Origin of the sequence: Chryseobacterium pennipullorum (assembly GCF_003384725.1) — a bacterium.
Classification (GTDB): Bacteria; Bacteroidota; Bacteroidia; order Flavobacteriales; family Weeksellaceae; genus Chryseobacterium; species Chryseobacterium pennipullorum.
On the sequence record NZ_QNVV01000015.1, the window covers coordinates 44,516 to 70,239 of the forward strand.

Consider the following 25,724-nt stretch of genomic DNA (forward strand, 5'->3'; position numbering starts at 1 on the left):
GTTATGTCAAATGGTATTGCAAAGATAAGTATCATAGAAGGTGATTCTATTGAAAAAGTTAGAGGACAGCATACGGAGTATGTTGGTAAAATGACCTATTCTTCATCTCAAAAATTAGTGACAACAGCGGAGGGCGGAAAACGTTTTGGTGATAAGCCTGAAGATCCTCCTAAAACAGACGGAAGAATTATTGATATTGTTATGTTTGTGGCCGGAACTACAGATCCTATTAATACTGAAGGTAAAAAGCACCAGGCCAATACAAGTTACTGGAAATATATTGATGAAGAAACAAAAAAAGAAACAGAGCAGAGTTTAAACAATCTTTGGAACAAGCTTAAGGAAATTAAGTATCAGTTCCTGGACCTGCATATCGAGGGTGATTTTTTCAGTTGGTCCGGAGACAATGATACGAGCGAAAGAATCAAGGCTTCTGAAAGATTATTTGATATCATATTACGAACATATCCCAACTGGAAAAATCAAGAGGTACATTTACACTTAATTGGTCATTCGCATGGAGGTAATGTCATCAATCAGTTTACAGAGCTGATCTCCAGTAAAGATATGATCGCAAAATCCACTATTCTGAAGCCCCGTAAGATTGCCGAATTTCCTAAACCATGGAAAGTTAAAAGTATTACGTATTTATCTACTCCTTTTTTTCAGAAGAAACATCAGCTGAATCACAGCAAATTGCATAAAGATTGTAAAATCATCAATGTACATAATGAGTATGATCTTACCCAACAGTTGATCGCTAACTTCAGTCTCAACAATCTGGAAGGTTTACTGAAGTCTTTTAAGGTCGATCGGTTTACTACTGGTATAACAATCGTTAAAGATGTAAAGAAAGACATTATCATGACCTACCTGAAAAGTTTGATTTGGCAGGATTTCAAGAACAAAGCAATTTTAGCATGGCGGGAAATGTCAAATGCATTTTTAGGATTCAATATAATTACTGCAGAATTCATTAAATATATTAATTCCCTGAAAATCGAAAATTCAAATCTGCAAAAAGAAAAAGAAACGTTTGTCAACCTTTTAAATAATCTTCAGCAATGGACTTATGACGTTCATAAAAACTATTCTTCAATAAGTGGAGGCTATGACAAATCAACCTGGGCAAAAAATTTAAACCTGTCACAAGGGTTAAGCGTGTTGAATATTTTGTTTGACATTAAGACGGGTCCTAAAGACAGCTATTTATTGAGTTTATTGGCCGGTATATTTGGAGAAAGTAAAGGAATCACTGATAGTATTGATGAAACTCTATGGTCGCCAAGTAAACAAACCAAGGGTCTACCTATTATAGATGTCCCTATCTTTGAAAGTGACCCCTATAACTCCAGAAATAAAAGAAAAGAATTCGATGCTTTTTTAAAGGGAGTGCAGGGTGCAGTCCATAAACGTGAACTGGAAGATATGCTGATGAGGCTGCTTAGTCAGTTCGTGAAACCTTCTATGCTAGCTTTGGTAGTACTAACGATTGATATGTTCATTGAGCCTTTGATTTTTGGAAAATTAGATACGGAGGTTACAAAACTGAGAAAGAATCTGGAAGTATACTCAAAATTTGTTTCCAAGTACCACGCATACCTGGTTACACCAAAAGATGAAAAAGCATTTGCCAAGGATATTATGAACGCGCCGGGCTCTATTTCCTATTTAGCCATGGCATCCCATAGTTTAAGCCATACCCAGCTCTGGAAAAGGGTGGAAGATGGATTGAAAGATTCATTCAGCTCAGGGAAAAATCCAGGATATAGAAAGAAAATATGAAAAACGTAACACAGATCATTAGTAAAACGGCACTTGTTTTTTTACTGTCGAATTTAGTGGTAACTGTTTATTTTTTATACAGTTATCGCAGTATTATTGAAACTGTTGATGTACAACTCATTGCCAGAATTATTAAACAGTTTGGTTTAATAATAAGTATACCGGCAACCATCTTATTTGTTCTTATAGATACTCTTTTGGTAAAGGTAATTAAAACGAATTGGGCTTTGTACGTTACCCGGACTATTATTTTTTTAGGAGTGTTATATATCATGTGTTTAGTGTTTTCTATCTATATTATAACCAGTGCTTTAATAGATAATCCTTTAGCTGAATAGGTAACCGGGATTCTAACGGTCAAATTTTTTTATTGATACAATGAATATAAAAACAGTATTGCTGCACCTGGTTGTATTTCTTCTTGTAGCACAAACCCATTTATATGCGCAGAAAATTGCTCAAAAAGATAATTTTACGTTTCAGGTGCAAAAAGAAGTGGGAGATTTGAATAACGATAAACTCGATGATAAAATTATGGTGGAAATGGATCTGAAGGATGATACCAGACCTTTGAGAGTCCAGATATTTCTGTCACAACCTGATAAAAAGCTTAAGCTGGTGGTTTCTTCTACAAAATTGATTGAAAGCCAGTATCCGAGCTATAAAAAAGGAGAACATAATGGGGATGTCATTCCTGATTTTTTTATTGAAGAAGGTAAATTAAAAATGCTTACTGATATTAAGAACCGAAAAAGCAGTTATGAATTTAGACTCAAGCAGAATAATTTTGAATTGATTAAAATATCCCGTGTACGATGGGACGGAAAGGATACAACTTTTGAAACAAAAATTGATTTATTAGCCAAAACAAAAATTGAGTTTGAGCAAGTAACAGGTTCCGAAAAACTCTTGAATAAAAGAACAAAAACAATAAAAATCAATTCATTGCCAAAAATCCAGGATTTAAGCTATTCCGATTTGGAACAATATTAAAATACGTACAAAGAAGTATTTTACATCAGAAATAATAAAATTTTATTTTATGGTACGGGAAATGTAGTGTATAAAATTAATTAAAATAGAAAATTGTTTAAAGATTTATCTTTGCGGATGAAATGAAAAATTCTGTAACGAAAGAATATACAAGAGTAAAAGTAGAAGGAATTCTCAACCTTGAAGAATTTTCCGGAGCGTATGAAATGACTCCGGAAGAAATGGTGAGTTTTCATAACCAGTGCTGCGGACTTCAGGAATTGCTGACCGTTTCACTACCCAAGTATGTAGAATACGTCTATATACCTGCTGATAAATATCAGAACAGAGAGGATAAATTACTTAAAAGCTCAACATTATCCTTTCCATCGCTTTCCAGTGATAAAGTATATGGGGTCATGATCAGGTTTATACCCAAGGATTTGCAGATCCATTACAGGATAAAAGTAAAGAGAAATACATCATTTACTGAACTTATAAAAGAAAGGACCTTTGTCAATAATCAGGGAATTGATAAAATCATAGAGCAATTATTTGAGAAGGCTGAGCAGGTATTGTATCCATTACAGATCTCTGCTGATAAGAAGGGGGCATTTGGCCAGATTACTAATCATAAAGAAATAAAGGAGCGTTGGAAAACCGAAACATTTCCCAGGCTCAAAGAATATTATCAGTCGGAAACTACCGATAAAATATTGGAAGATATGGATGTGGCCTATTCAGATCTTAACCAGAAAAAAGAGCTGTTTAACAGAAATATTTTCTATACCCTTTTTTTTCTTCCCGTGTACCAGACATACCCTGATTTTTTCAGGAAAGATTTCTTGGAAGTTTTCTTTTCCGGAATCTCAAGGAGTGTTAGGTATGATACAGAATATTGGGTAAGCAGAGAATATACAAAAGGAAATAAAATAGCATTAAACATAAAAGGAGTTGAAGAAGAAGATCCATTTAATAAAAACAGTCCGAAAGGGCAGATCGATCTTCTTTACAAATTTGACAGGGAGACAGGCCATCTTTTTTCGATTGCCGGATTCCTCTCAACTTTTGAAAAAAATACTGAATATAAAATTGATTTTCAGTTGTATGAACAGTAATATTTTAAACTAGAACCAAAAACACAATACGATATGAGTGAAGTACATCTCGTCTGTCAGGGAGCAACATGCCAATGCAACTTTGGGACTACACCCGACAAGCTTAAAGTAAATACACAGACCCAACGATACATTAATGATAGTGACGGCAGCAAAAAGCTGGTAGCCACTCATGTGGATATCGGAACTACTTTTGAGAAAAATACCTTTGGATCCTGTAAAAAGAAAAATAATACTCCATGCCAGGCAGTAGTAACGCAATGGAGTGGGTTTTACGAAAAAATCATTGTGGAGGATAACAGTGGTAAGGTCCTTCTGGAAACCAGCAAAGCCACCTGTCCTGTTGGAGGTCCCGATTGTATCACCATCATCAATCACGGACAAACGGCAGAAGCCAACCAGAAGAATGTTGATAATGCCAATCAGGAAGTCCTTGCTGAGCTTATCCCATTTGTCAATACCAACCGTAAGGTAAAAAAATATATTCCTATTAATCGATAACAGCCATGGAAAATAATACTCGTGCTCCCCTGCATATATACATTGAATCCAAACCTGGACAGGTATTCCACAAAGATATAGGTTGGCTGGAATTAAAGCAGGCAGAAAGCTTTGATGTTTACATAAAAGAATATAAGGACGAAAAAGATAAACTCGATCAGAAGCATAAAAGTGATCGGAAAAAAGCCTACAATGATTATTCAAGAAAGTTTGATGAGGTACAGAAAGAAGATAAAAAAAGTGACGAATTCATCAAACAGAATTATGAAAAGGCTAAAGCCGGCCAGGTAAAAAAAGAAACTTATGATGCCAATCTCCGGAAAAGAGAGGAAGGAATGGCTGCCCGTCAGAAACAGTATACTGAATTAAGCAATGAATATCATAAAAACCTGGAGACGATTGACAAAAAGCATGATGAAGATGTGCAGGCTGCTAAGGATAAATACAAATCAGTACGCTGGGTGCATCAGCTGGTGGGAGACCGACGACCTGAGCTTACTGAAGAGAGCTTTAATGAATCCGTGGGCATAGGAACTACAGCCATAGGCTTTACATTTGATGAATTTTTGGAAGGAGGTGGTGCCGTTTATCTGGAGCCATTCTGGGAAGGAACAAAACCTCAGGGCAGATATCCTCATGGAATTCTTATCAATGCTAAGGGCAAAAAGCCGGAAGTCATTCTGGGTGAATGGACGGATGCACAGAACAACAAGATCACAAACCCATTGAAATTCGGGTCTTCAGTATATCTGAATATTTATACCGGTGCTCTGTATGGAAACAACATCCAGGTACAGCTTAAAGATAAAGATCAGGTCATCAGGATCGTGACTCTCGGACTCACCAATGCTGATGATAAGCTTTTTGCTACAGAATATCTGAGCAATAATACTGAAGAAAGAGGGAAAGAAGATATTGCAAAGCAAGGCGCTCTTTTTGAAAGGGCCGTTTCCGTACACCGGGAAAAAAGGGTTCCCGGCTCAGCAAAAACAGGGTACCTTGTAGAGGATGATAACAATAAATATGATGGAAAAGCAAAAGGACTGCCCAATGTTCAGAAATCTAAGTTTGTGGTATATATCGATCCGCTGTGGGAAACCATGGGAGGGGAGTCTCTTGAAATTTATCCGGTCGTCTATCATGATAAGATTCCGGGAAAACAGAAAACTCTTCAGGACTGTATTTTAAAAGTTCATAAGAATGCCAAAGACGAGGTAAAAGTAGATAATTCAAACTCCAATAAGGTAGTTGTTCTCAGTCAGGTGGAAACGGACATTGCATTTTTCCATCCCTGTCAGTATTCCCTGGTTACCGGGGAATATAACGGTAAAAAAGCAACGATTTTTGAACGGATAAAAGATAAATATAAAAATGAAATCTATTACCGTATTGTAGCTGATGATAAAGAGAAACCTATCACCATTACCATTGCAGATTTAAAGACCGATCATTGTGCTTTTGAGAATAAACCGGAGGAGACTCATGAGAAAAAGGCTGTCACGATAAAAAATGCTCCTTCCTCGTATAAAAATCTGAATATCGGTAAAAACAATATAAGCTTTTCCGTTTTCTATCCCAAGCCCACCCATGCGCAGGCACTTGATATGATGAGCCTGAGTGGAGTAAAAAAGTACAGTTATCCTATAGCGTTGAGCTCTTGTGCAATTTCAAAACCGCTGACTGTAGAAGTGCTTCCTGCTCTCTATTACGAGGTTGGCTTTAAGCTTGCGGCAGAAAATCCGTTTTTCACAGGACAGACGAAATCCTATACTCAAAGGAAATATCTTGGAAAAGGAGGCTTTTTCAATAAGAAAAACAATAAGAAGATAAGGAAAGCCCAGTCCAATGCGCGTGAGGAAAATTATAAAAACGAAAAACAGGAAGTAAAAGAAGGAAGACTGAGCTACAACCAGTTTGAAGTCGCTCTGGAATGGGGATTCAATGATATAAAAGAGGAAGCGCTGACCTTGTCCGGCGAACATCCTGTTTTGAATATTATTGACAGTGCCATGTGGGTCATCAATACCATCAGTCTCTTAAGTTTCAATAAAGAAGCTGATGAGGCGATCGCTGAAAACAAAAATAAAAGACCCGATCAGGTTAAGAAGAGAGATAAAAAACGTAATGCGTATCTTGCCAAGAAAAATAAGACATTAAGCAAAATTCCTTTCAAAATTGAGATTGGGCAGCCGGCTTTTGCAGGTGCGGTGAAATGGAGTTATGTAGCCAGTGAAAAAGAAGGCGGAGAAGTAGGAACATTATATGAAGTAAAGTTTAAGGCCGATCCTCTGATCGAAATAAAAGGAAGTCTTGACCTCCTGTTTGTTGCTACAAAAATTCCATATGTAGGCCAGGTCGTGCAGGGAATGACAGCTGTGGCAGATACGGTAGGATCAGCTGATGACTTCTGGAATCAGGTCGTAGACTTTTTCGGGGGTGGAGATGATTACAAAATCCAGCTTGATATCGATTATTATCTGGATCTTTTTGTTTCCGGAGCATTTAAAATAGAAGCTACAGCTACCAAATACCATACGGTAGACGGATTTAAAGAAAACGATATAAGCCCGTCTGTTGAGATCAAATTCGGAATTGAATGCGGCGGAAGCTTAAAAGCTAAATTTGGAAATGTTTATTCTGTGGAAGCTGAATTTTTAGGAAGTGCTTATGCCGTTCTGAATGTAGCCAAGAATGCCGAGACCAATTCACTGGAATGTAAATATCAGGGGTTGTATGCAACGGTAAAAGCAAACATTAAAACCGATAGTGACAATTTAAACAGCAACACAGAAGATAATGACGCCGAACCGGATGAAAAAAAATTCCTTTTACATGATGGTTTTGCATATGAATTTAAACTTGACTAGAACATGAAAAAAATAATATTTGTCTTCCTCCTGATCATGGTGAATGCAGGATGTAAGGATCAGAAGAACAATAATGAGAAAATTGAAAAAGAGATGATACATCAAGTCGCAAAAGAAAAACAGATTACCTATTCCATTTCAGCAACAGCTACCATACCGGTGGTCATATATTTCAATGACATCAAGGTATCGGAAGAAAATACCCCTCTCAACTCATCCATAGATGTGAACGGCTACGCGCTGAAGAATGGAAAATATAAAATAAAAATCCAGATTTTCCCGGTGTTCAGACGTGGAGATACTACCGTAAGCCCTGAAGATATCAAATCATGCCAGTTCAGCTTCGGAAGTTTTACAAGAGACAGAGCTACCGGAGATATCCTGAATCCGAAGACGTACAGCGAGCTTTCACTTAAAGCTCCCAATGCACCTGTACCTTATTTTGAGCAGGAATGGGAAGTGGAAATCAAAGATCTTCCTTATGAGCTGGAGGGCTGGAGCAAAGGTCAGGATCTATCCAAAATGGATAAAAAAGAACTTGAAAAGAGAGTCGTAAGCTTTCATGAGAAAGTGAGAGATATTCTCGATCAGGGAAATGGAGATAAGTGGGGTGATATGACAAAAAAGAGGGCCCAAGAAACAGCTGTATTTTATTACAGCAACAATGAACAGCACCAGACTTCTGTAAGTGAGAATACAGCTAATGTTGCAAAATACTGCAAGGGGATGATGGTTCCTCTTGAGGATTATGAATTAAAGCTCTATGCCGAAGGAAAGCTGGCAACATTGGAAAGAAAAAATCACACCATGGAATTTAACAACAAATCTCCATTGGATATAAAAGGATGGGGTGCCCTTATCAGAAAAGGACAGAAATCAGGGGCAGCAGATTACCGCATCTTGTTGTACCTTCCACCCAATAGCAACGATTTTATCATTGTCCGTAAATAATAAGCGTCACCCCTGTTTGCACAGGGAAAGTGCAGGAAGAGAACTTTAAAGATCGCTGCTCATCTATGTTTGGAGTCAATATTAAAGAATACCATTCGGTTTATTTAACTGGTATTACACTTTTGATCACTCTCTGCCTTTCTTATCAATGGTGGAAGAAGGAGAAACGCTTAAAAATTATTCCTAAAGGTCTTGCCATTGTGGCAATGGGTTTTATCTTTTATCAAACAGTTATTTATCTGGTGACTGCATTGGTGTTTCTTATGCATACAGCTGAAGACCATCTGTTTTCTGATACCAGAGAAGCACAGGTTATAGATTATAAAATTCAAAGGACTAAGCCCTATAAAGGGTCGCTTTTTTATCCCATCGTCACCTATCAGGACCAAGATGGGCAGGAAAAAAAAGCAGTTGCAGATACCGGATTTGGAAACGATGTGGTTCCGAAACTTAAGGAAAGGGTCAGAATAACCATTGACAGCGAAAATGGGCAGGTAAGGCTTATGACAGAGGTCAAGATTATGATCATAGCAGGAATCCTTGTTTTTATTCTCTTTGGAATACTGATATTAGCAGGAATTGCTGAATATGCGCTAACTGGAAGGTTTCAAAATACTCAGGGACTGATGATAGGAGGGAGCTTCTATATTTTGATTCCTCTTCTGATCTTAGGGACTGCTTTTTTCTTTGGGCGTTCTGCGTATCATTTTTATGGCCAGAGTGACTTTTCACGCAGCTTCTGGATCCATACGGTTATTACGGGAGGATGTCTGCTGTTTCTTACTGGCTATATCAATATCCTGAGAGACCACTTGGGAAAAAGAAAGAAAAAGAAAAGATAATATACAATACTGGTATAAAGAGCTATATAAAAAGAGAGCAAAGGCTCTCTTTTGTTATATAAAGTCCGGGGCTAAAGATGGTTGAATACACTGATAATAGATTCAATGAGTTCTTTATCAACAGCTGGATTTGAAGAGGACTCAGGAACAAGAGCTCTCAAATGACCCTCGTCATCCCTTTCAAAAACCACTTCAATGCCATCAATATCCACATAGAGCTTGTAACCATATGTGAATGTTGCCAACCGCCCGTTAAAAACGAGCTCTTTACCTTTATACGTTACAGGTATTTCAAATTCTTCCATTAATTACAGTGCGTTCAAATGAAAGGCAAAGGTCGGGATTTTTTACACGGTATACGGTATGATTTACTGAATTCTTAAATGTTTCGGCCAAAGATATTTTGTGGGATGGATTATGTAGAAACTGTCGTAGTTCTACGATTTGCTGCCCATAAATAGATAAAATAAGCCATTTCTTATCTTAAGGAAAATCATAAGCCATTATTGAACATCAAGGTACGGTGTCTGTTTGTAGATCATCCGGAATATCAGATGAGTTTATCGGATCCTATGGAGTCGACAGATCTGTATAAATACTATGTGGAAGTCGATATGGAGCAAAAAAGACATATGATTATGACCTAACGCCAGAGACCAATTCAAATACTACTGTTCCTTTATTGCCGAAAGTATCTATTATTTTTCGATTTCAATTAATATGAGTTGCTACAGAGATTTCTTCGCAAATAGGTATTTGTACGTAATTGTAAATTGGGTATTTACACTCTATCTAATGCTTTTCGTTGTACATACCTTTAAGGTATATAATTGTTGATGAAATTATTTTGTTTGTAACCCAATATACTGGTCTACCTTATTTGATCACAAGGAAAAAATGTAAACTTTTTGTTTGGGTTCTATTTGTCTTAAGTCGTTCGCATTTAAACGTATTTTAATTGCAATCAGTCAAAATGATAGCTATGGAAAAAGTATCGATCTCTGGTACTTCTCTGCCCGGTGGAGGAGGAGCAATAAAAGGAATAGGTGAAACATTTCAGCCCAATTCATTTTCAGGAACCGCAGCCTATACAATCCCGGTTCCCATAACGGCTGGCCGCGGGTTAGCGCCGTCCCTTTCGTTGGCCTACAATTCCGGATCGGGTAACAGTATCTTTGGGGTAGGCTGGGATGTCGAAATCCCCGAATTTACAATTCGAACTGAAAAGGGAATCCCCAAATATGACGGAACCGATATTTTTCTCTTTTCCGGAAAAGAACTGGTACCTGGAGAAAATGCGACCCGCACTGAAACCGATCAACAAGGTGATATATGGAGTATTTGTATTTATTTTCCACGTGTGGAAGATGATTATTCCCGTATCGAATATCATAAAAACCAAACCACCGGTGAGAGCTTCTGGCGTACATTTGCAACCAATAACACGGTATCGGAATATGGATCGGTTCCCGAGGCGCGTGTTGCCGATCCCGATGATGCAGCCCGGATCTTTAGCTGGCAAATCGTTTCGATAACCGATCCCAAAGGAAACAAAGTTCAGTTTCGATACCAACGGGAAAACGATCTGGAAACCGGAATTTTAAATCGAGGCGCCTTTACACGAAATTATATTGACCGTATTTTTTACGGCAATTATTACAATACTTCCAAAGAAGAAAAATTTGCTTTCGAAGTTATTTTTGACTACGGATCGCATGAACTGGATAATTTAACAACAACTGCGGCCGACCCCTATGCTGAGGTACGTTCTTGGGCATGCCGGCCGGATCCGTTTTCTTCGTTTAGAAGTGGCTTCCAATTGCGCACTTATCGCAGGTGTCAAAATATACTGTTGTTTCATCATTTTGAAAACGAAAACAACGGGAATCCTTTTCTGGTAAACCGTTTGCAACTTGCCTATTATGATACAACGGATTATACTAAGGTACCGGATCAGACCGCAGTGATTTCCTGCCTGAAAAAGGTAATCATTACCGGATGCAGAATTCAAAGTGACGGCAGTTACGAATTATTAGCAAAACCGGATCTGGAGCTTACTTTTTCGGTATTTGACGTGGCACCCACTGCAACGTTTAGTACATTAACTGTTGCATATAATGGGACTATTCCCGGAAAACTTGATACAGGTGATTTTCTTCCGGTTGATTTAAATGGCGCCGGATTACCCGGCATTTTATATACCCGCGATAGCGGATCATTTTATTACAACCCGAAAGGAAACGGCCATTATTCCGAACCGGAAACTGTACCGGATTTTGCCGTGGGTGATTCGGGGGTAATTACCGATTTACAGGGTAATGGAATTAAAGACCTGATGGTAAGCAGTCCACCCGGATACTATACCAATACAGGACAAGGCTGGGAACCGTTCCAACCTTTTGAACAATATCCAAGTGCATTGGCCGGAACGGAATCGGTGGATTTGAGTGGGAATGGTAAATCGGATTTTTTAGTGGCTTCGGACGATTATCTGACGGTTTATCCCGGATTGGGAAACTTTGGATATGGCGAACCACAACAAGTACCGGCGCCGGAAGGGTTCCCCTTACAAAGTCAGAACTCCGGAAAAACATCGGTCTCTTTTGCCGATTTGTTTGGTGACGGATTACAGCATCGGGTTGCCGTGGCAAACGGAACTATTTATTGTTGGCCTAACTTAGGATACGGCCGTTTTGGGCAACGTATCCAATTAATAAATGCACCCTATTTTGAAGCCGGTTTTGATGCTTCCCGATTCTATTTTGCCGATCTGAATGGAACCGGTACTATGGATATTGTATATGCATTAGACAATGCGGTTCAGCTTTTTCTCAATAAAAGCGGAAATAGTTTTTCGGAGGCAATTACTATTACTTTACCGGAATCGTTCGATCCGTTAGACAGCCTTCATTTTGCTGATATATTGGGAACCGGAACCAGTTGCCTGGTCTTTTCGAAACTAACCGATACGCCAAGGCATTATTACCTGAATTTTTCGGGAGTCGATCCGCAGGATATCGCTACGGTAACACTAAAACCCTATTTGCTTACCGAAACCAATAACAATACCGGTAGCCGAATGGTTTTGCATTATTCCAGTTCGGTACGCTTTTATCTGGAAGATGAACAAGCCGGAGAACCTTGGAAAACACGTTTGTTTTTTCCGGTTCAGGTTATCGACCGTATTACGCAAACGGATGCTGTTTCCCAATCATGCTACGTTCAGGAGTTTGGTTATCACGACGGATATTATGATCCTGTGGAAAGAAGTTTCCGCGGATTTGGTTTTGTAGAAACATGGGATACACAAACCTATGAAACGTTTACCGCGACCATCCAAAATCAGGAATTCCCAGTAAACGAGATCAATAAAGAACTGTATGTCCCCCCGGTATACACCAAAAAATGGTTTAATACCGGTGTGTTTGAAAGTTATGACGAATTACAGGAGCAATACCGGGCCGATTTCTTTAAGGGAGATGCTAATGCCTACGATTTTCCGGACAATGTGTTTGCTGCCGATATTTATGCCGCCAATGGTAAAACGTTTCGGGAAGCTTTTGTAGCCTTAAACGGAAGCCTTATCCGGACGGAAGTTTACGGATTAGATGATCAACCCGAATCTAGTGTGCCTTATGCAGTTGAACAAGCTAATTATGGCGTGGCTTTGGTTCAGCCGGCATCCGATGAAGAGCATGCTATTTTCCGTGTCGATCCACGGGAACATATTGCTTATCATTACGAACGTAACGCAAACGATCCGCGGATAGAACAGCAATTTACACTTGAAGTAGATCCTCAAAGCGGCACAGTAAAACGGGCCTGTACCGTTTATCCGCCGCGCCGTACACCATCAACTAACGGTGTTTCGTTATATCCGGAACAACAACAACTCCTGGCGACTTTTACAACGACTGATGTGATCAATACCAACGAAAAAGAAATGTATTGGATGGGAATCGTAGGCCAGGAGCAGACATTTCAATTGTCGGGCTTTGCCCTGGAAACGGGTAAGGAATACATGGATTTCGATTACTGTAATGACCTCATAGAAGAGGCACTGCAAAATATCATTCCTTATGGAGTATCACCCGGAGAAACGGTTGCGGCCTTGCAGCTTTCCTGGACCCGCAATTATTTCTGGAATGAAACACAAGATCATTTTTTACCATTACTCACAATCGCCTCACGGGGATTACAGGCATATACGGCCACAGCACAGTTTACCCAAAATTATATCGATTCGGCCTATAAGGGGAAATTAACGAACGATGTCGTTACCAATGCCGGATTTGTTTTCGATAAAGAAACGGGCTATTGGTGGAACAATGGAACGGTACAAACTTATTTTAAAGCCGATACTCCGGAGTTGTTTTTCTTGCCTGATGAAGTGATCAACCCTTTTGTTGCAGCTGATTCAGAATTGTCGGTTTGCGGGAAGATGGGCTATGATGCACCGTATAACATTCAGGCGGTGGAATTAATAGAATATATTGATCCCGATAATGACATCAAAAACACACAACTACTCACACTGGATTATCATACCTGTACACCCAAACAGTTGGTGGATATTAATGGTAATGTATCGCAGGTACTTTACGACCCGTTAGGACAAGTGCGTGTTTCGTCTCTATTCGGAATTAAAAATGGCGATTTGGAAGGGAGCATGCTCCTGTATCCATATGGCGGTTTTCCGGCAGAATATCAAACACGAACAACAGCACCGGATGGAACACCCATCACAATACAATCGGTTTTAGACCAACAGGATTACTATATACAAGGTGCTTTGACTTACTTTTTCTACGACGAGCATAACTGGACCGATCGTAAACAGCCTTTGGCGGCTATATCTTTATCGGCAACCAATTTTATTCATAAAGGTGCCGAAAATTCAGAGTGTCGAATCCGGATTGAGTTTTCAGATGGTTTTGGCCGGATTATCGAACAGAAAGAATTGGTGGATCCTGGATTGGCTTATGTCGACAATAAACTGGTTCAGGTCGAAGAACGCTGGAATACGTCCGGCCGAACCGTATACAATAATAAAGGACTGGTAGCACAGCAATACCTGCCTTTTTTTAGTGCAACATCCGATTACGAAAATCAACAGACATTGATTGATGAAGGGAATATGCCGCCCCCTTCGGTAATGCATTATGACCCTCTCGGCCGGTTAATCCGTACCGACGATCCGAAAGGGTTCTTTTCAAAAATCACTTTTACGGCCTGGGAACAGAAAACCTACGATGCAGACGATACGGTATTGGATTCGGAGTACTATAAAACGTTTATGGCTAATTATCCGGTCAATCCGACTCAGGAACAGCAGGACGAAAAAAATGCTTTAGATAAGGCGGCCAAATGTTATAATACACCTACAACCGAGGTTTTCGATAATACAGGAACGCAGTTTTTGCTTCAAACAAATAATCTGGGAAAAGTTACTGCTGCTACATTTGACGCCATTGCCACCGGATCCGGCAGTACGGGTGCCGAGATTTTGCAGGCTTTGGTGACCGCCGGTTATATTAGTGCCGAAGGATGGCTTACCTCAATTTTTACGCCGTATCAACCCGGATTTGAATTGCAGTTGGCCCCGAAATTCGACAGTATAAACGAACAGATAACCCTAATCTTGCTGCAAGGTGTATTAACATCTTATTCGGAAACCGATATACAAAGCCGGGTGTTGCTGCAAATAGATCCACGTTTGTATTACACGAATGTGACTACGGGTACCGATTATATTAATCAGCGCAACACCTATCAGATGAACGAAACAAGTGCGCTGGTCACCGAAAGTGCAGATGGCGGAATGGAGTTTCATTTTAACAATATCATGGGGTTGTTATGTTGGTCGTGGACACCAAGAATGTATAACCAACGCATTACATACGATCGTTTGCAACGTCAGAAAACGCTACGGGTTAAGCGATATGTTGATGGCGATCCGATTGTTCCGGTCGATCAATATCCTTTAGTAGAGGTGTGTACTTACGGTGAAGAAATTCCGGATGCCGCCTTGTTAAATCTCCGCGGAAAATTGTACGAACAAAAAGATTTATCGGGAATTGTAACGTTTAACAGGTATGCACTTACCGGACAATCGATTTCGAAAATCCGCCAGATGACTACCGTTTACAAAGATGCCATCGATTGGAACGATCCGGCAAAGGTTCCGTTGGATCCCCATACTTTATCACTCGAACAAATCTATAATGCTGTGGGCAATTTACTAACCGAAACAACTACCGACGGTACTGTAACACAACGCAGCTATTCGAAATCGGGCTTACTGGCAACGATCGATCTGAAATTACCGGACGGAAAGTCAAAACCGGTTATCCAACGAATTGAATATAACGCTTCAAACCAGCGAAACCGGATTGTTTTTGCCAACAATTCATCAACGGTTTATACTTACGAAGCGACTACCCAGCGGTTGATCACCCTTAAAAATACCCGATTGGTAACTTCGGGCGAAAATCCGCTGTTGCAGAATATAACCTATGTATACGATCCGGTGGGTAATATTACAAGATTACGGGATTTAAGCAGGGATACTATTTTTTATAACAATCAGAAGGTGGTGCCGCTATCAGATTATACCTACGATATTTTATACCGTTTGTCGGCGGCAAATGGCTATCAGCATCCCGGAATATTAGCCAACACCTATCAGAATAACGTGGTTAACAACGACTTTAAACAAAGTAAATTTTCGGTTGCACCCTCTGATTATGACAAACTGGAAAACTATAGTGAAAACTATACCTACGATAATTCCGGAAACCTAACTCAGTTAAAACATATTGCCAAATCAGCCTCCTGGACCCGCGATTTACCGGTTGAGGTGAATTCCAATCGTTTAACAGGTATTACGTACGACGACTCTGGGAATTTGCGTCAGGTTATGATCAATAAACCCGTGGCGCTGGATTATAACTGTTGCGAAAATCTGGTGCGTGCCGCTATTATTACCCGTCCGGAAGAAGAAGATGATGCCGATTATTATGTATATGACAGTGCAGAACAACGTACCCGAAAGGTGAGCGAACGAATGGCAAACGGCAGTACTGTAAACATGATGGAAAGTACGGTATACTTTGGCAACTATGCCTTAAAACAACAGCAAACGGTTACCAATAATACAACGACTACCACCTTAGAACGCGAAACCTTACGCATTATGGATGGCGAAACCTGTTTACTGATTATGCATTACTGGAAGCTCGACGACAATAAAAAGGAAAAACAAACCGGCGACCGCTCATTCCGATGGCAGCTTTGTACCCAACTGGATTCCGTAGCGGTTGAAGTCGACGATCAGGCGCTGCTGATTAGTTACGAAGAATATTTTCCGTATGGCGGAACGTCTATTATTGCAGGTCCGAATCAACAGGAAGTGAGTCTTAAAAACTACCGGTATTCCGGAAAAGAACGGGACGATACTACCGGATTATATTACTACGGGCACCGCTACTATGTTCCCTGGCTGATGCGCTGGAATAAACCCGATCCGGCCGGTGGCGTCGATGGTCTCAATTTATATGCTTTTTGTATCGGTAATCCGGTTAGCATGAAAGATGCTGACGGACTAAGTGCAGGTGGTAAGGGAGGAAACGCAAAAAAAGCAAAGAAAAAAAAGGCTTTTGCATTAAGCGACAGCTCAGCAACCGATGCAGATGATGAATCGGATGGTGGAAAGTCGCTTAAAAAACCCAGATTGCTGAAGGTTTCCAAAAAGATTCGTAAAGAAAAAAGTAAAAGGTTGAAAGAAAAAATAGCTTCCAGACATGGTAGCAATATGAAATTAGCCAAACGTGTCCATCAGTCCAATTTATATACAGGAGTCACCGAGGAGATTGTCGCTCCTAATAAAGGGATGAGTCCCGAACGGTTACTGGTTCGCCATTTATCGACGGCTCTTTTGGCTCAAAACGAGGAGTTTACCGAAGTGCAGGCAGCAATCAATCATACTGAAAAAACGATTTATGTAGCCAGCAACAAAAAGCAAAATGAACTCAGTACATTATTGTCAGACACTCTTAAAAATTTTACCGTTCCGGATAAAAAAAACTATTCAGGACGTGTAGCCCGACATCTGGGTAAACTGGAAACCGAGATCAACGGAGCGTATCAAGATTATAAACTGGAATTTGTTAAAGGCCATGAAGAACAACATGCCGAAACCAAAATTGTGGAAGCCGGAAAACAATTCAATTATATCGGCGGTACGCGTCGACCTTGTCTGGCTTGTAGCTTGTTTTTCCAGATTCATAGTATTGCTACCACATCCTATGGTCAGCACCCTGGCGCTTATTGGGATTCTGTAGCGGCACTTCTTTCGTTGAGCCCTTATCAGGAACATCTGAGTATGACGACTTATGCAGGAATATACTATAAAAATTTCGGGGTATCTGCCAGTCATGTACACGATTACGATACCGATAGTGAATAATGATATTAAAAAACAGTAAAACTACTACTCATGGAAGTAAAACAACTGATTCATAAATTTTATGAAGTAAATCCGGACATAGATTTGCTAACGGCCAATCTTCATATGGAAGAGACCTTAGCCTCCATAAAGCTACCCAAAACCAAATCTCGTACCACCGCAACCGACATGGTAGAACAGCTCAAACAAGTGGCTCGGGTGGTACGCTTACATCCGGAAGCGCAAGCGGGCAACAAATTAACGGCTGATGTGATGGTTACTCTATACGAAAAATTCGATGGATTAAACTCAGCTCACGACATTGTCCGACAAAGCAGAGAAGTGTTTGTAAAACAATATACCGATGCTTTTGGCTGCGCCGAAGTAGCATCGGAGGTATACAGGAGAGCGACTGAAGTAACCAATAATGTGGCTAATCTTACCAATGCCATTTTAAATATGTCGACGCCGCTTTCTAAAGCGATATCAACATCATCTGTAAGTGAAGAGGTAACCGAGTATTTTACTGGATTGGTAGGCTATCAGGAACTGTTTGGAAGTCTAAACTATTGCGATTGCCCGGAATGTAAATCGGTACTGGGACCAGCAGCCTATTTTGTCGATCTGATGCGTATTGTACAAAAATATATTACCGAACCCAATACCGCTACCATACCCCATGCAAGTACATTGGCTGTAAGACGTCCTGATTTGGGAACGATACCGCTAACCTGCGAAAAAACAAATACAATCGTCCCATATTTACAAATCATCATTGAACGTTTGGAACAAAGTCTGTCGACCAGTTGGAAAATTTCAGGTACAACCGATTTGTACAAGCAGCTTGCCGCGACGTATTATCCGTTTAACTTACCATTCCTGCAACCGTTAAGCAGTATACGGATTTATCTCGAGGAACTAAAAACAACACTGGGCGATATATTTGCCTGCCAACAATTAACCGGACCGCAATTAGCCGCCGAACAATTGCAAACAACCCTCGAAGGTTGGAATTTGCTTAAAACGGCAACGGTAGATACCGCGAAATTACAAACCTATTTTGGGGTGACGAAACTGGACGATCTGAATAGCTTTACAGTCTTTTCTAAACAAACCGATTTACTGGTAACGCAAGTCCAGGATTTACTATACCAAAACTTATCCGGTTCCGAAATTACAGCCGGACTAAATGGCCAGTTCTTTATCAATAAGGGGTTAGCCAAACCGATTGTAGTGGGGAATACCGATTCGGTAAATACCATCGATAACCTGACGCCAACGGCTCTGGATCAGATTAATCGCTATTTGCGCCTTACGTTGCTTAGCGAATGGTCGTTTGATGATCTCGACTGGGCTTTACATGCTTTGAATAACGGAACACCGGAAATTAATGAAAGTATATTACAACTGGTACCAAAATTACAACAACTGGTTACCCGAATGAATAGCGATGTCGCTACGGTAAGTACCTATTTGTTTGATTTGAAAACTTACGGAATGGGCAACGATCCGGCACAGTCGACAGCACCGTTTGACATCGTGTTTAACACCGGACAAACCGCTTTATACCACCCTAAAAATAGTGCTACAGAAGCATATCCGCTTAATAAAACCTATCTGGATACACCATTAAGTTGGGAATATGCTTCCAACAGCGGAAACAATCCGGCCAATGCGGTTCGTGTTGCTTCAGCCTTGGGCGTTTCGCAAAACGATTTGCAGCTGCTGGTTTCGGCTTTATATACGGCTACACCCACCATAGTGCTAAATGTACCAACCATTTCAGCCTTGTCGCGTCATGTAGGCCTGGCAGGCTATTTTAAATTAAGCATCCAAGATTATCTGAGCTTTTTAAGTTTATCGGGAAAAGTACAACTGGTTTTTACGATTGATGAGCTGACGGCACTCATTGACAACAAAGAAACACTGGCTACAGTGACCCGACTAACGTTTGAGGATCTCAATTATACGGTAAATGCGGTTGTATCGCCAACCGTTAACATTTTATACTATCCCGATAAAAGTGAAGCATGGCTTAAAACACTACCGATACTTATTCCCGCATCCGATTCTGAAGACGATCAATTGATCAAACTTTACGAACAGGTTGGTGCGTTCTTCGGTATTCCATCCTCATTGGCGCAATCGGTTTTGGGACTTACTGTTACCAATCCACTTTCGATATTCCTGAACCCTGATACAACCAATGCGATAAAAGCATTAAGTCTAATTTCACGTTGGTTGGTATGGGTAGAAAAAACTGGCGTCAGTCAGGATTTACTTGATAATATTGCTGTCAGTAAAGCGGCTTATGGCATTACCGATACCACAAAACTAACGTTTGCAAATAGCATTGTACTCCTTCAGTTCCAGTTTTTTACCGGTATTTATAATGATGTAAACAATCGGTTTTCAGACTACATGACGGCGATTACCGGCAATAAAAATGATGTTGCCGCAGCCATCTTGTCGGAAGCAACCGGATGGGATAAATCGATAATCACAGCATTGTATGCCTTAAAATATACCAATCAGGTTGATCGCCTGTACAGCATGCAGGCCGTTATTACGCTGCTTAATAAAACAGGTTTAAATCTGGACGCTTTTCAGGGGTTACTTAGTCTGGCCGGAAAAGGTGTTGCCGACTGGGATACATTTGTAGCACAGGAAAACAAATTATTAACCGCGATTCAGGCACGATATAATATAGGAAGCGACTGGAATCAGCTGGCCGTACAAATTGGCGGTAAAACCGCATCAGCCCAAAGAGACGCCCTGATTGGAGCGACTATCTTTGCCCTGCGCTCTGCCGATGACACTGCCTACATCCAGAATACACGCGATTTACACGACTATTTGCTTATTGATGTGGATATGTCGGATGTAGCACAAATTTCCTATATCAAAGAAGCACTTAATGCGATTCAGTTGTATATGAACCGTTGTCGTTCGAAACTGGAAGCCGGTGTGGTACTTTTACCGATCCCTGATGTTTGGTGGGAATGGATGATGAATTATAGGGTATGGGAAGCCAACCGCGAAATTTTCCTCTATCCTGAAAATTATCTCGATCCGGCTTTCCGCAGCTCCAAAACCGATCTGTTTAAACAACTGGAAAATGACCTAAAGCAAAACGATATTACCGATGGCAATGTAACATCGGCGTATATGAAATACTTGGAAGGCTTTGCAGAATTGGCAAAACTGGTGTATGTAGATGCCTATTATTGTAGGGTTTCTGACGATACCCGAGATAATCAGCCCACCTTGTTTTTGTTTGCGCGCACCGCTACCAATCCATATACCTATTACTATATCACAAGGGAAAGCGAAGGCACCTGGTCACAATGGATTAAAATTGATCTGGCCATTAATGCCGTACAAATTACACCGGTTTATGCCTTTAATAAGTTGTTCCTGTTTTGGGTAGAACAGAGTGTTGCGATCGATAAAACACCGAATACCACTACCGAAAACATTGTGAAGGCCTCGATAAACTATACGTTTTATAATTTTCAGAATCAATGGGTACCGGCACAATCACTGGTAAAAGACTATATTATTGATGTTAGTCCAAGTGCTTATAGAACAGCAAATAATAAACTTTTTCCAGACAATTTCTTCGACCCCAATAGTCTTTGGTGGAATAAATTATATCCGCTCAAAATACAACAGGATAGTTTCTGGGAAATTACCAATGGCGGTAATCGATTTGAACAATTAGTGATTGCCTTCGGCCCGATGATTGATACTACGGTGCAGTATCCGCAACCTGCCAATAATCCACCGAATGATTCCAATCCGGCAGTTCAGATTTTTGAAAATCAATTGTTTGAAACAGGGCAAAACTATAATTATGTCTATAATCTGGGGTATAAAGGGCAGTTGCCGTTGTTTAAGCCGATTGTTTTAAACGACAGTCTGGATAGCAGTTATTTGGTAAACCCCGACGAAATCCTGTTTTTCGAAAAAGACAGCGATAAGAGTAATCCTCTGTTTACTCCACAAATCGACGCAACATCGGGACAAATGAACCTGATTAGTACTTCCCGTACGATTTACGATAATGATATTGCGGGACAGATTATTACTCCGGCCATTCCAACACCACAAACTTCCTTATCGGACAGTTCATTTATTTCTACCGATGCGGGTATTAATGCGGCCGGTTCTAAAACGGTTTATAATACGTTGGTAGACTATGGTTATATCGATAGTAGCGGTATGCTGGGACGTTCTGATTATGCGGAAATGCGCACCGACGTGATGAGCATTTTTGAAGGCGATCCTGGTCAGCTTAAAAAGACACAGTTTGTAATGGGAGTCGTAAACAGGGCCAGTGGTTCCCGCTGGTTATCCCAAAACGTACGGAATAAAAATTACGGATTGTTTACGATTAAAAACGCCGTAGGAACCTTTGTTTTTTATGGCGACAAAGAAGCGTTTTTAATGGAAGATCCTGATAAAGATCCTGTATTTATTTCCGATTTGTTGTTTAATGCCGACACTATGTTTTTGGAAACATCGTTCCTTTCCTCGGGCGCCGGTATCGATGCCAGTGGATCCAGCCAGATTTATAATAATCTGATTGATTACGGGTATTTTACAGCCGACGGACAACTGGAACGTGGTACAACAATTAGCGATCTGACTAAGGCGCTCAATGAGATGCTGGAAGGACAACCGAATAAAGCCGATAAGGTTGATTCAGTTCTGGATATATTAACCAATCAACCGCTGTTTTATAATACTGATTTTATTTCTGACAGTGCCGGGATTAATGCCAATGGTTCTAAAAATATTTTTGATCAGCTTATGCAGGCCGGGTATCTCGATAAAAACGGCCGTTTAATGACGGATATTGATTTTAATGAGTTAACCGGTGAGCTTTACGATATTCTGGAAGGGCAACCGGATATCGATAAAAAAGTACGTTTTGTGGTACAGGTGTTGTATCAGGCAGAATACCCGTCGTCTATCGGATTCTTCCGAAGTTTGAACACCACTCCTTATGCTTGCGAATATAATTTTAAAGCGATACGTCTTACCACAGGAGCTATTCATAATCTCAGTGCCCGTATCTTTTCCGGTGGTGTCGGCAAACTGTTGTCACTCGAAAGTCAATTGATCCCGGTGGATCCGGAATTGCCTTTTAACAGGTTTGGTTTTGAAGAGCCATATGTTGTCGCTCCTGAAGCTCCCGATGGTGGACAGGTCGATTTTAACGGGGCGTATGAATTGTATTATTGGGAATTGTTTTTCCACGCGCCCATGTATATTGCCAATTTATTAAAGACAAATCAGGTATTTGATCAGGCTGAAAAATGGTACAAATATATTTACGATCCAACGGCGGCGCCTTATCTGGTAGAGGCAGATTCTTTTGTGTGTGCCACGATAGGAGTTACCGATTCGAGTCGTATTTACCGCGTTTTACTGGATAATAAATGGATTGATAGCGAAGGATATGTGAGCAGTAAATTTACAGCCAAAACCAATCTGAATTCGATTCTTTCTTTCCTTCAGCCGGTACAGATTCAATCGGTAAAAAATGTATTGCTCAACCATCAGGTAGCGCGAGATATATGCCGCGTATGGCAGTTTAATCCTTTCCGGAACCATACGGTAGCTTCGTTGCTCGAAAACATTACGAACGCCAAACAAATTGCGGCCTACAATCAATATCCGTTCGATCCGCATGCTATTGCCCGTTTGCGTATTGGCGCCTACGAAAAAACAATGGTAATGCAATATATCGATAACCTTATTAAATGGGGCGATTGGTATTTTTCGCAGTACACCTGGGAGAGTAATACCATGGCGAATATGTTGTACATCTACGCTTATAATTTACTGGGGCCAAAACCGGAAGATCTTGGACCGTGTCAGGCTGAGGATCCGGCGAATTTTAACGACATTGTGGCTCAATACGGCGACAATATACCACAGTTTAAAATTACCCTCGAAGATCATGTGGGAAGTAGTTCCAGCGGATTAAATTTCCAACCGTATAACGATATTGATGCTTATTTCTGTGTACCGGAAAATGACAAACTCGAACAATACTGGGATACTGTTGTCGATCGGCTTTATAAAATAAACAACAGCTTAAATATTAATGGAATACCACAACCATTGCAATTATTCGAACCGCCTATCGATCCTGGTTTATTGGCACGTGCTGCGGCAAGCGGAGGTAATCCGTTAAGTATTATAACGAACAATGCTGCTATTCCGGCTTATCGCTTTGAGTATCTTATCGATCGGGTAAAAAATATAGCTTCTACATTAAGTCAGTTGGGATCCGGTTTATTAAGTGCACTGGAACGTAAAGACGATTCAGCACTGGCCAAATTACAGGCCACACAGCAAAATGTGCTGCTTAATCTTAACACAATGATTAAAGAACAGGAGATCGAAGAAGCCAAACAAAACATCGCCGGTTTGCAGCAAAATCTGTTAAGTGCTCAAAATCGTGAACAATTTTACCAACAGCAGTACGACGAAAACCTGAGTCCTCTTGAAATCGCCAGCCTTTCGTTACAAGGTGCAGCTATTTATCCCGAATCGGTTTCAATTGGAATTAACGGAATTTCGATTGCCGGTTATCTGGCACCGAATATCTTTGGTTTTGCCGATGGAGGGATGAAGTTCGGAGATGCCATTAATGCGGGCGCTCAGATTGCACAAACGACTTCGTCTATTTTAAACCAGAGTGCCGGAATTATTGCGACGACTGCTCAGTATAACAGACGACGTGACGACTGGAAGCTGCAACAGCAAACAGCAACCTATGATGTGGCTCAAATTCAGGATCAGATTAATTCGGCTAATGCGCAACTACTAATCAACCAGCAGAATCTGGTGATTCATAAAAAAACAATTGATCAGGAGAATGCCTATGAACAATTCCTGACGACTCGTTTTACGAATATGGATTTCTATTCGTGGATGATCAGCCGATTGTCAACCATTTATTTCCAATCGTATCAGCTTACGCTGGGAATGGCGTTGGCAGCACAATCGGCTTATCAGAATGAGCTGAACAGTACCGAACAGTTTATTCAGTTCGATTATTGGGATACTCTTCACAAAGGACTGTTGTCGGGCGAAGCTTTATTATTATCGTTACAACAAATGGAACGCAGTTATGTGTTGAAAAACACACGTACTTTCGAAATTGAAAAGACGATTTCCTTGCTACAACTGGATCCGTTACAGTTTATGGAATTTAAAACAGGACTTCATTCGGGAGTAAAAGGAACGCTTCGTTTTAAACTTTCGGAACAGTTGTTCGATTTTGATTTCCCGGGACAGTATCTGCGTAAAATCAAAACGATCTCGGTATCGATTCCTGCTGTGGTAGGGCCTTATCAAAATATTAATGCGGTATTGCGACAAACCAAAAATTATACCGTGATGGAACCTAAAATCAATGCGGTTAAATATGTTATGGATCCGGTTAATAATCCCGATCCGGGTAATGTACGGGTAGACTGGATTCCCAACCAGAAAATCGCACTTTCCAAAGGTATGGACGATAATGGTTTGTTTGTGCTCAACTTTAACGATAGCATGTATCTGCCGTTTGAAGGAACCGGTGCTGTTTCGGAATGGGAATTAAACCTGCCGCCGGAAACCAATCATTTCGATTTTAATTCAATATCCGACATTATCGTAAAAATCAGCTATACGGCTTACGAAGATATGGGACAGTTTGCCACCGATGTAAAAAATCAGCTGCAATCCCAGAATCCACCGTATCCATATCAGGTAGCCAAGCAAATTGTATTGCAACAGGCTTTTAGTGCTAACTGGTATCAGTTTATGCATCCGCAACCGAATCCGGTAACGCAATCGATGGCGTTTAGTTTAACCGATGCTATTGTGCTGCCAAACCTTAAAAAGGTAGCACTACAATCGGTAACAGTAGTGGTGCAAACTCAAAATAATACAACGGTTTCCGATAAACAGGAGGGTAGCTTTTTAACCTTAAAACAATCGGATAAAAGCGATCTGAGCGTTCCGATAACGAATAATGTAGGAACGGTTGCACTTAGCGGGCCTTTTGAGGCAGAAACAGCAGAACTTCTATTTACAATCGCCAATACACCGGATGAATTGCTTACGGCCGATAAGAAACAACTTGATCCGAACAGATTAACCGGACTGCTCATTATTATTAACTATACATCTAATGTATTTGCAAAACAATAAAATTCATCATCAACTAAATATTAAC

The 25,724-nt window shown here is 40.4% G+C and carries 11 protein-coding genes; 10 read left to right on the forward strand and 1 reads right to left on the reverse strand.

Features of this window, described 5'->3' with window-relative positions:
• Positions 1-3: 3 nt before the first annotated feature.
• The 7 genes from DRF67_RS15470 (at position 4) to DRF67_RS15505 (ending at position 9,036) form a co-directional block, all read left to right on the forward strand.
• Entirely contained in the window at positions 4-1,785 is a 1,782-nt protein-coding gene (locus DRF67_RS15470; RefSeq protein WP_115929203.1) for a hypothetical protein, read from the forward strand.
• 378 nt (positions 1,786-2,163) lie between these two features.
• Entirely contained in the window at positions 2,164-2,778 is a 615-nt protein-coding gene (locus DRF67_RS15480) for a hypothetical protein (RefSeq protein WP_115929205.1), read from the forward strand.
• A 122-nt stretch (positions 2,779-2,900) separates the two neighbouring features.
• On the forward strand, positions 2,901-3,875 hold the full coding sequence (locus DRF67_RS15485; RefSeq protein ID WP_115929206.1) for a hypothetical protein: 975 nt from the start codon (positions 2,901-2,903) through the stop codon (positions 3,873-3,875).
• Positions 3,876-3,908: 33 nt separating this feature from the next.
• The gene (locus tag DRF67_RS15490; RefSeq protein ID WP_115929207.1) at positions 3,909-4,376 is read left to right on the forward strand and encodes a DUF4280 domain-containing protein; all 468 of its coding nucleotides are present in this window, start codon (positions 3,909-3,911) and stop codon (positions 4,374-4,376) included.
• Positions 4,377-4,381: 5 nt separating this feature from the next.
• Entirely contained in the window at positions 4,382-7,243 is a 2,862-nt protein-coding gene (locus tag DRF67_RS15495) for a hypothetical protein (RefSeq protein ID WP_115929208.1), read from the forward strand.
• 3 nt (positions 7,244-7,246) lie between these two features.
• A complete protein-coding gene (locus DRF67_RS15500; RefSeq protein ID WP_228435824.1) occupies positions 7,247-8,194 on the forward strand; it encodes a hypothetical protein in 948 nt (315 codons plus the stop codon).
• A gap of 65 nt (positions 8,195-8,259) precedes the next feature.
• Positions 8,260-9,036, forward strand: a complete 777-nt coding sequence (locus DRF67_RS15505; protein WP_115929209.1) for a hypothetical protein — start codon at positions 8,260-8,262, stop codon at positions 9,034-9,036.
• A gap of 71 nt (positions 9,037-9,107) precedes the next feature.
• Here the strand turns inward: DRF67_RS15505 and DRF67_RS15510 are convergent, their stop codons facing one another.
• Positions 9,108-9,341: a hypothetical protein gene (locus tag DRF67_RS15510; RefSeq protein ID WP_115929210.1), complete on the reverse strand. Its 234-nt coding sequence runs from the start codon at positions 9,339-9,341 to the stop codon at positions 9,108-9,110.
• Between the two features lie 201 nt (positions 9,342-9,542).
• On the opposite strand from DRF67_RS15510, the gene DRF67_RS21595 reads away from it, so the two are divergent.
• From DRF67_RS21595 to DRF67_RS15520, 3 genes are all read left to right on the forward strand, one after another.
• A complete protein-coding gene (locus DRF67_RS21595) occupies positions 9,543-9,683 on the forward strand; it encodes a hypothetical protein (RefSeq protein ID WP_165851810.1) in 141 nt (46 codons plus the stop codon).
• Between the two features lie 335 nt (positions 9,684-10,018).
• A complete protein-coding gene (locus DRF67_RS15515; protein WP_165851811.1) occupies positions 10,019-17,503 on the forward strand; it encodes a SpvB/TcaC N-terminal domain-containing protein in 7,485 nt (2,494 codons plus the stop codon).
• A gap of 198 nt (positions 17,504-17,701) precedes the next feature.
• A complete protein-coding gene (locus DRF67_RS15520; protein ID WP_165851812.1) occupies positions 17,702-25,699 on the forward strand; it encodes a Tc toxin subunit A-related protein in 7,998 nt (2,665 codons plus the stop codon).
• Positions 25,700-25,724: the final 25 nt, after the last annotated feature.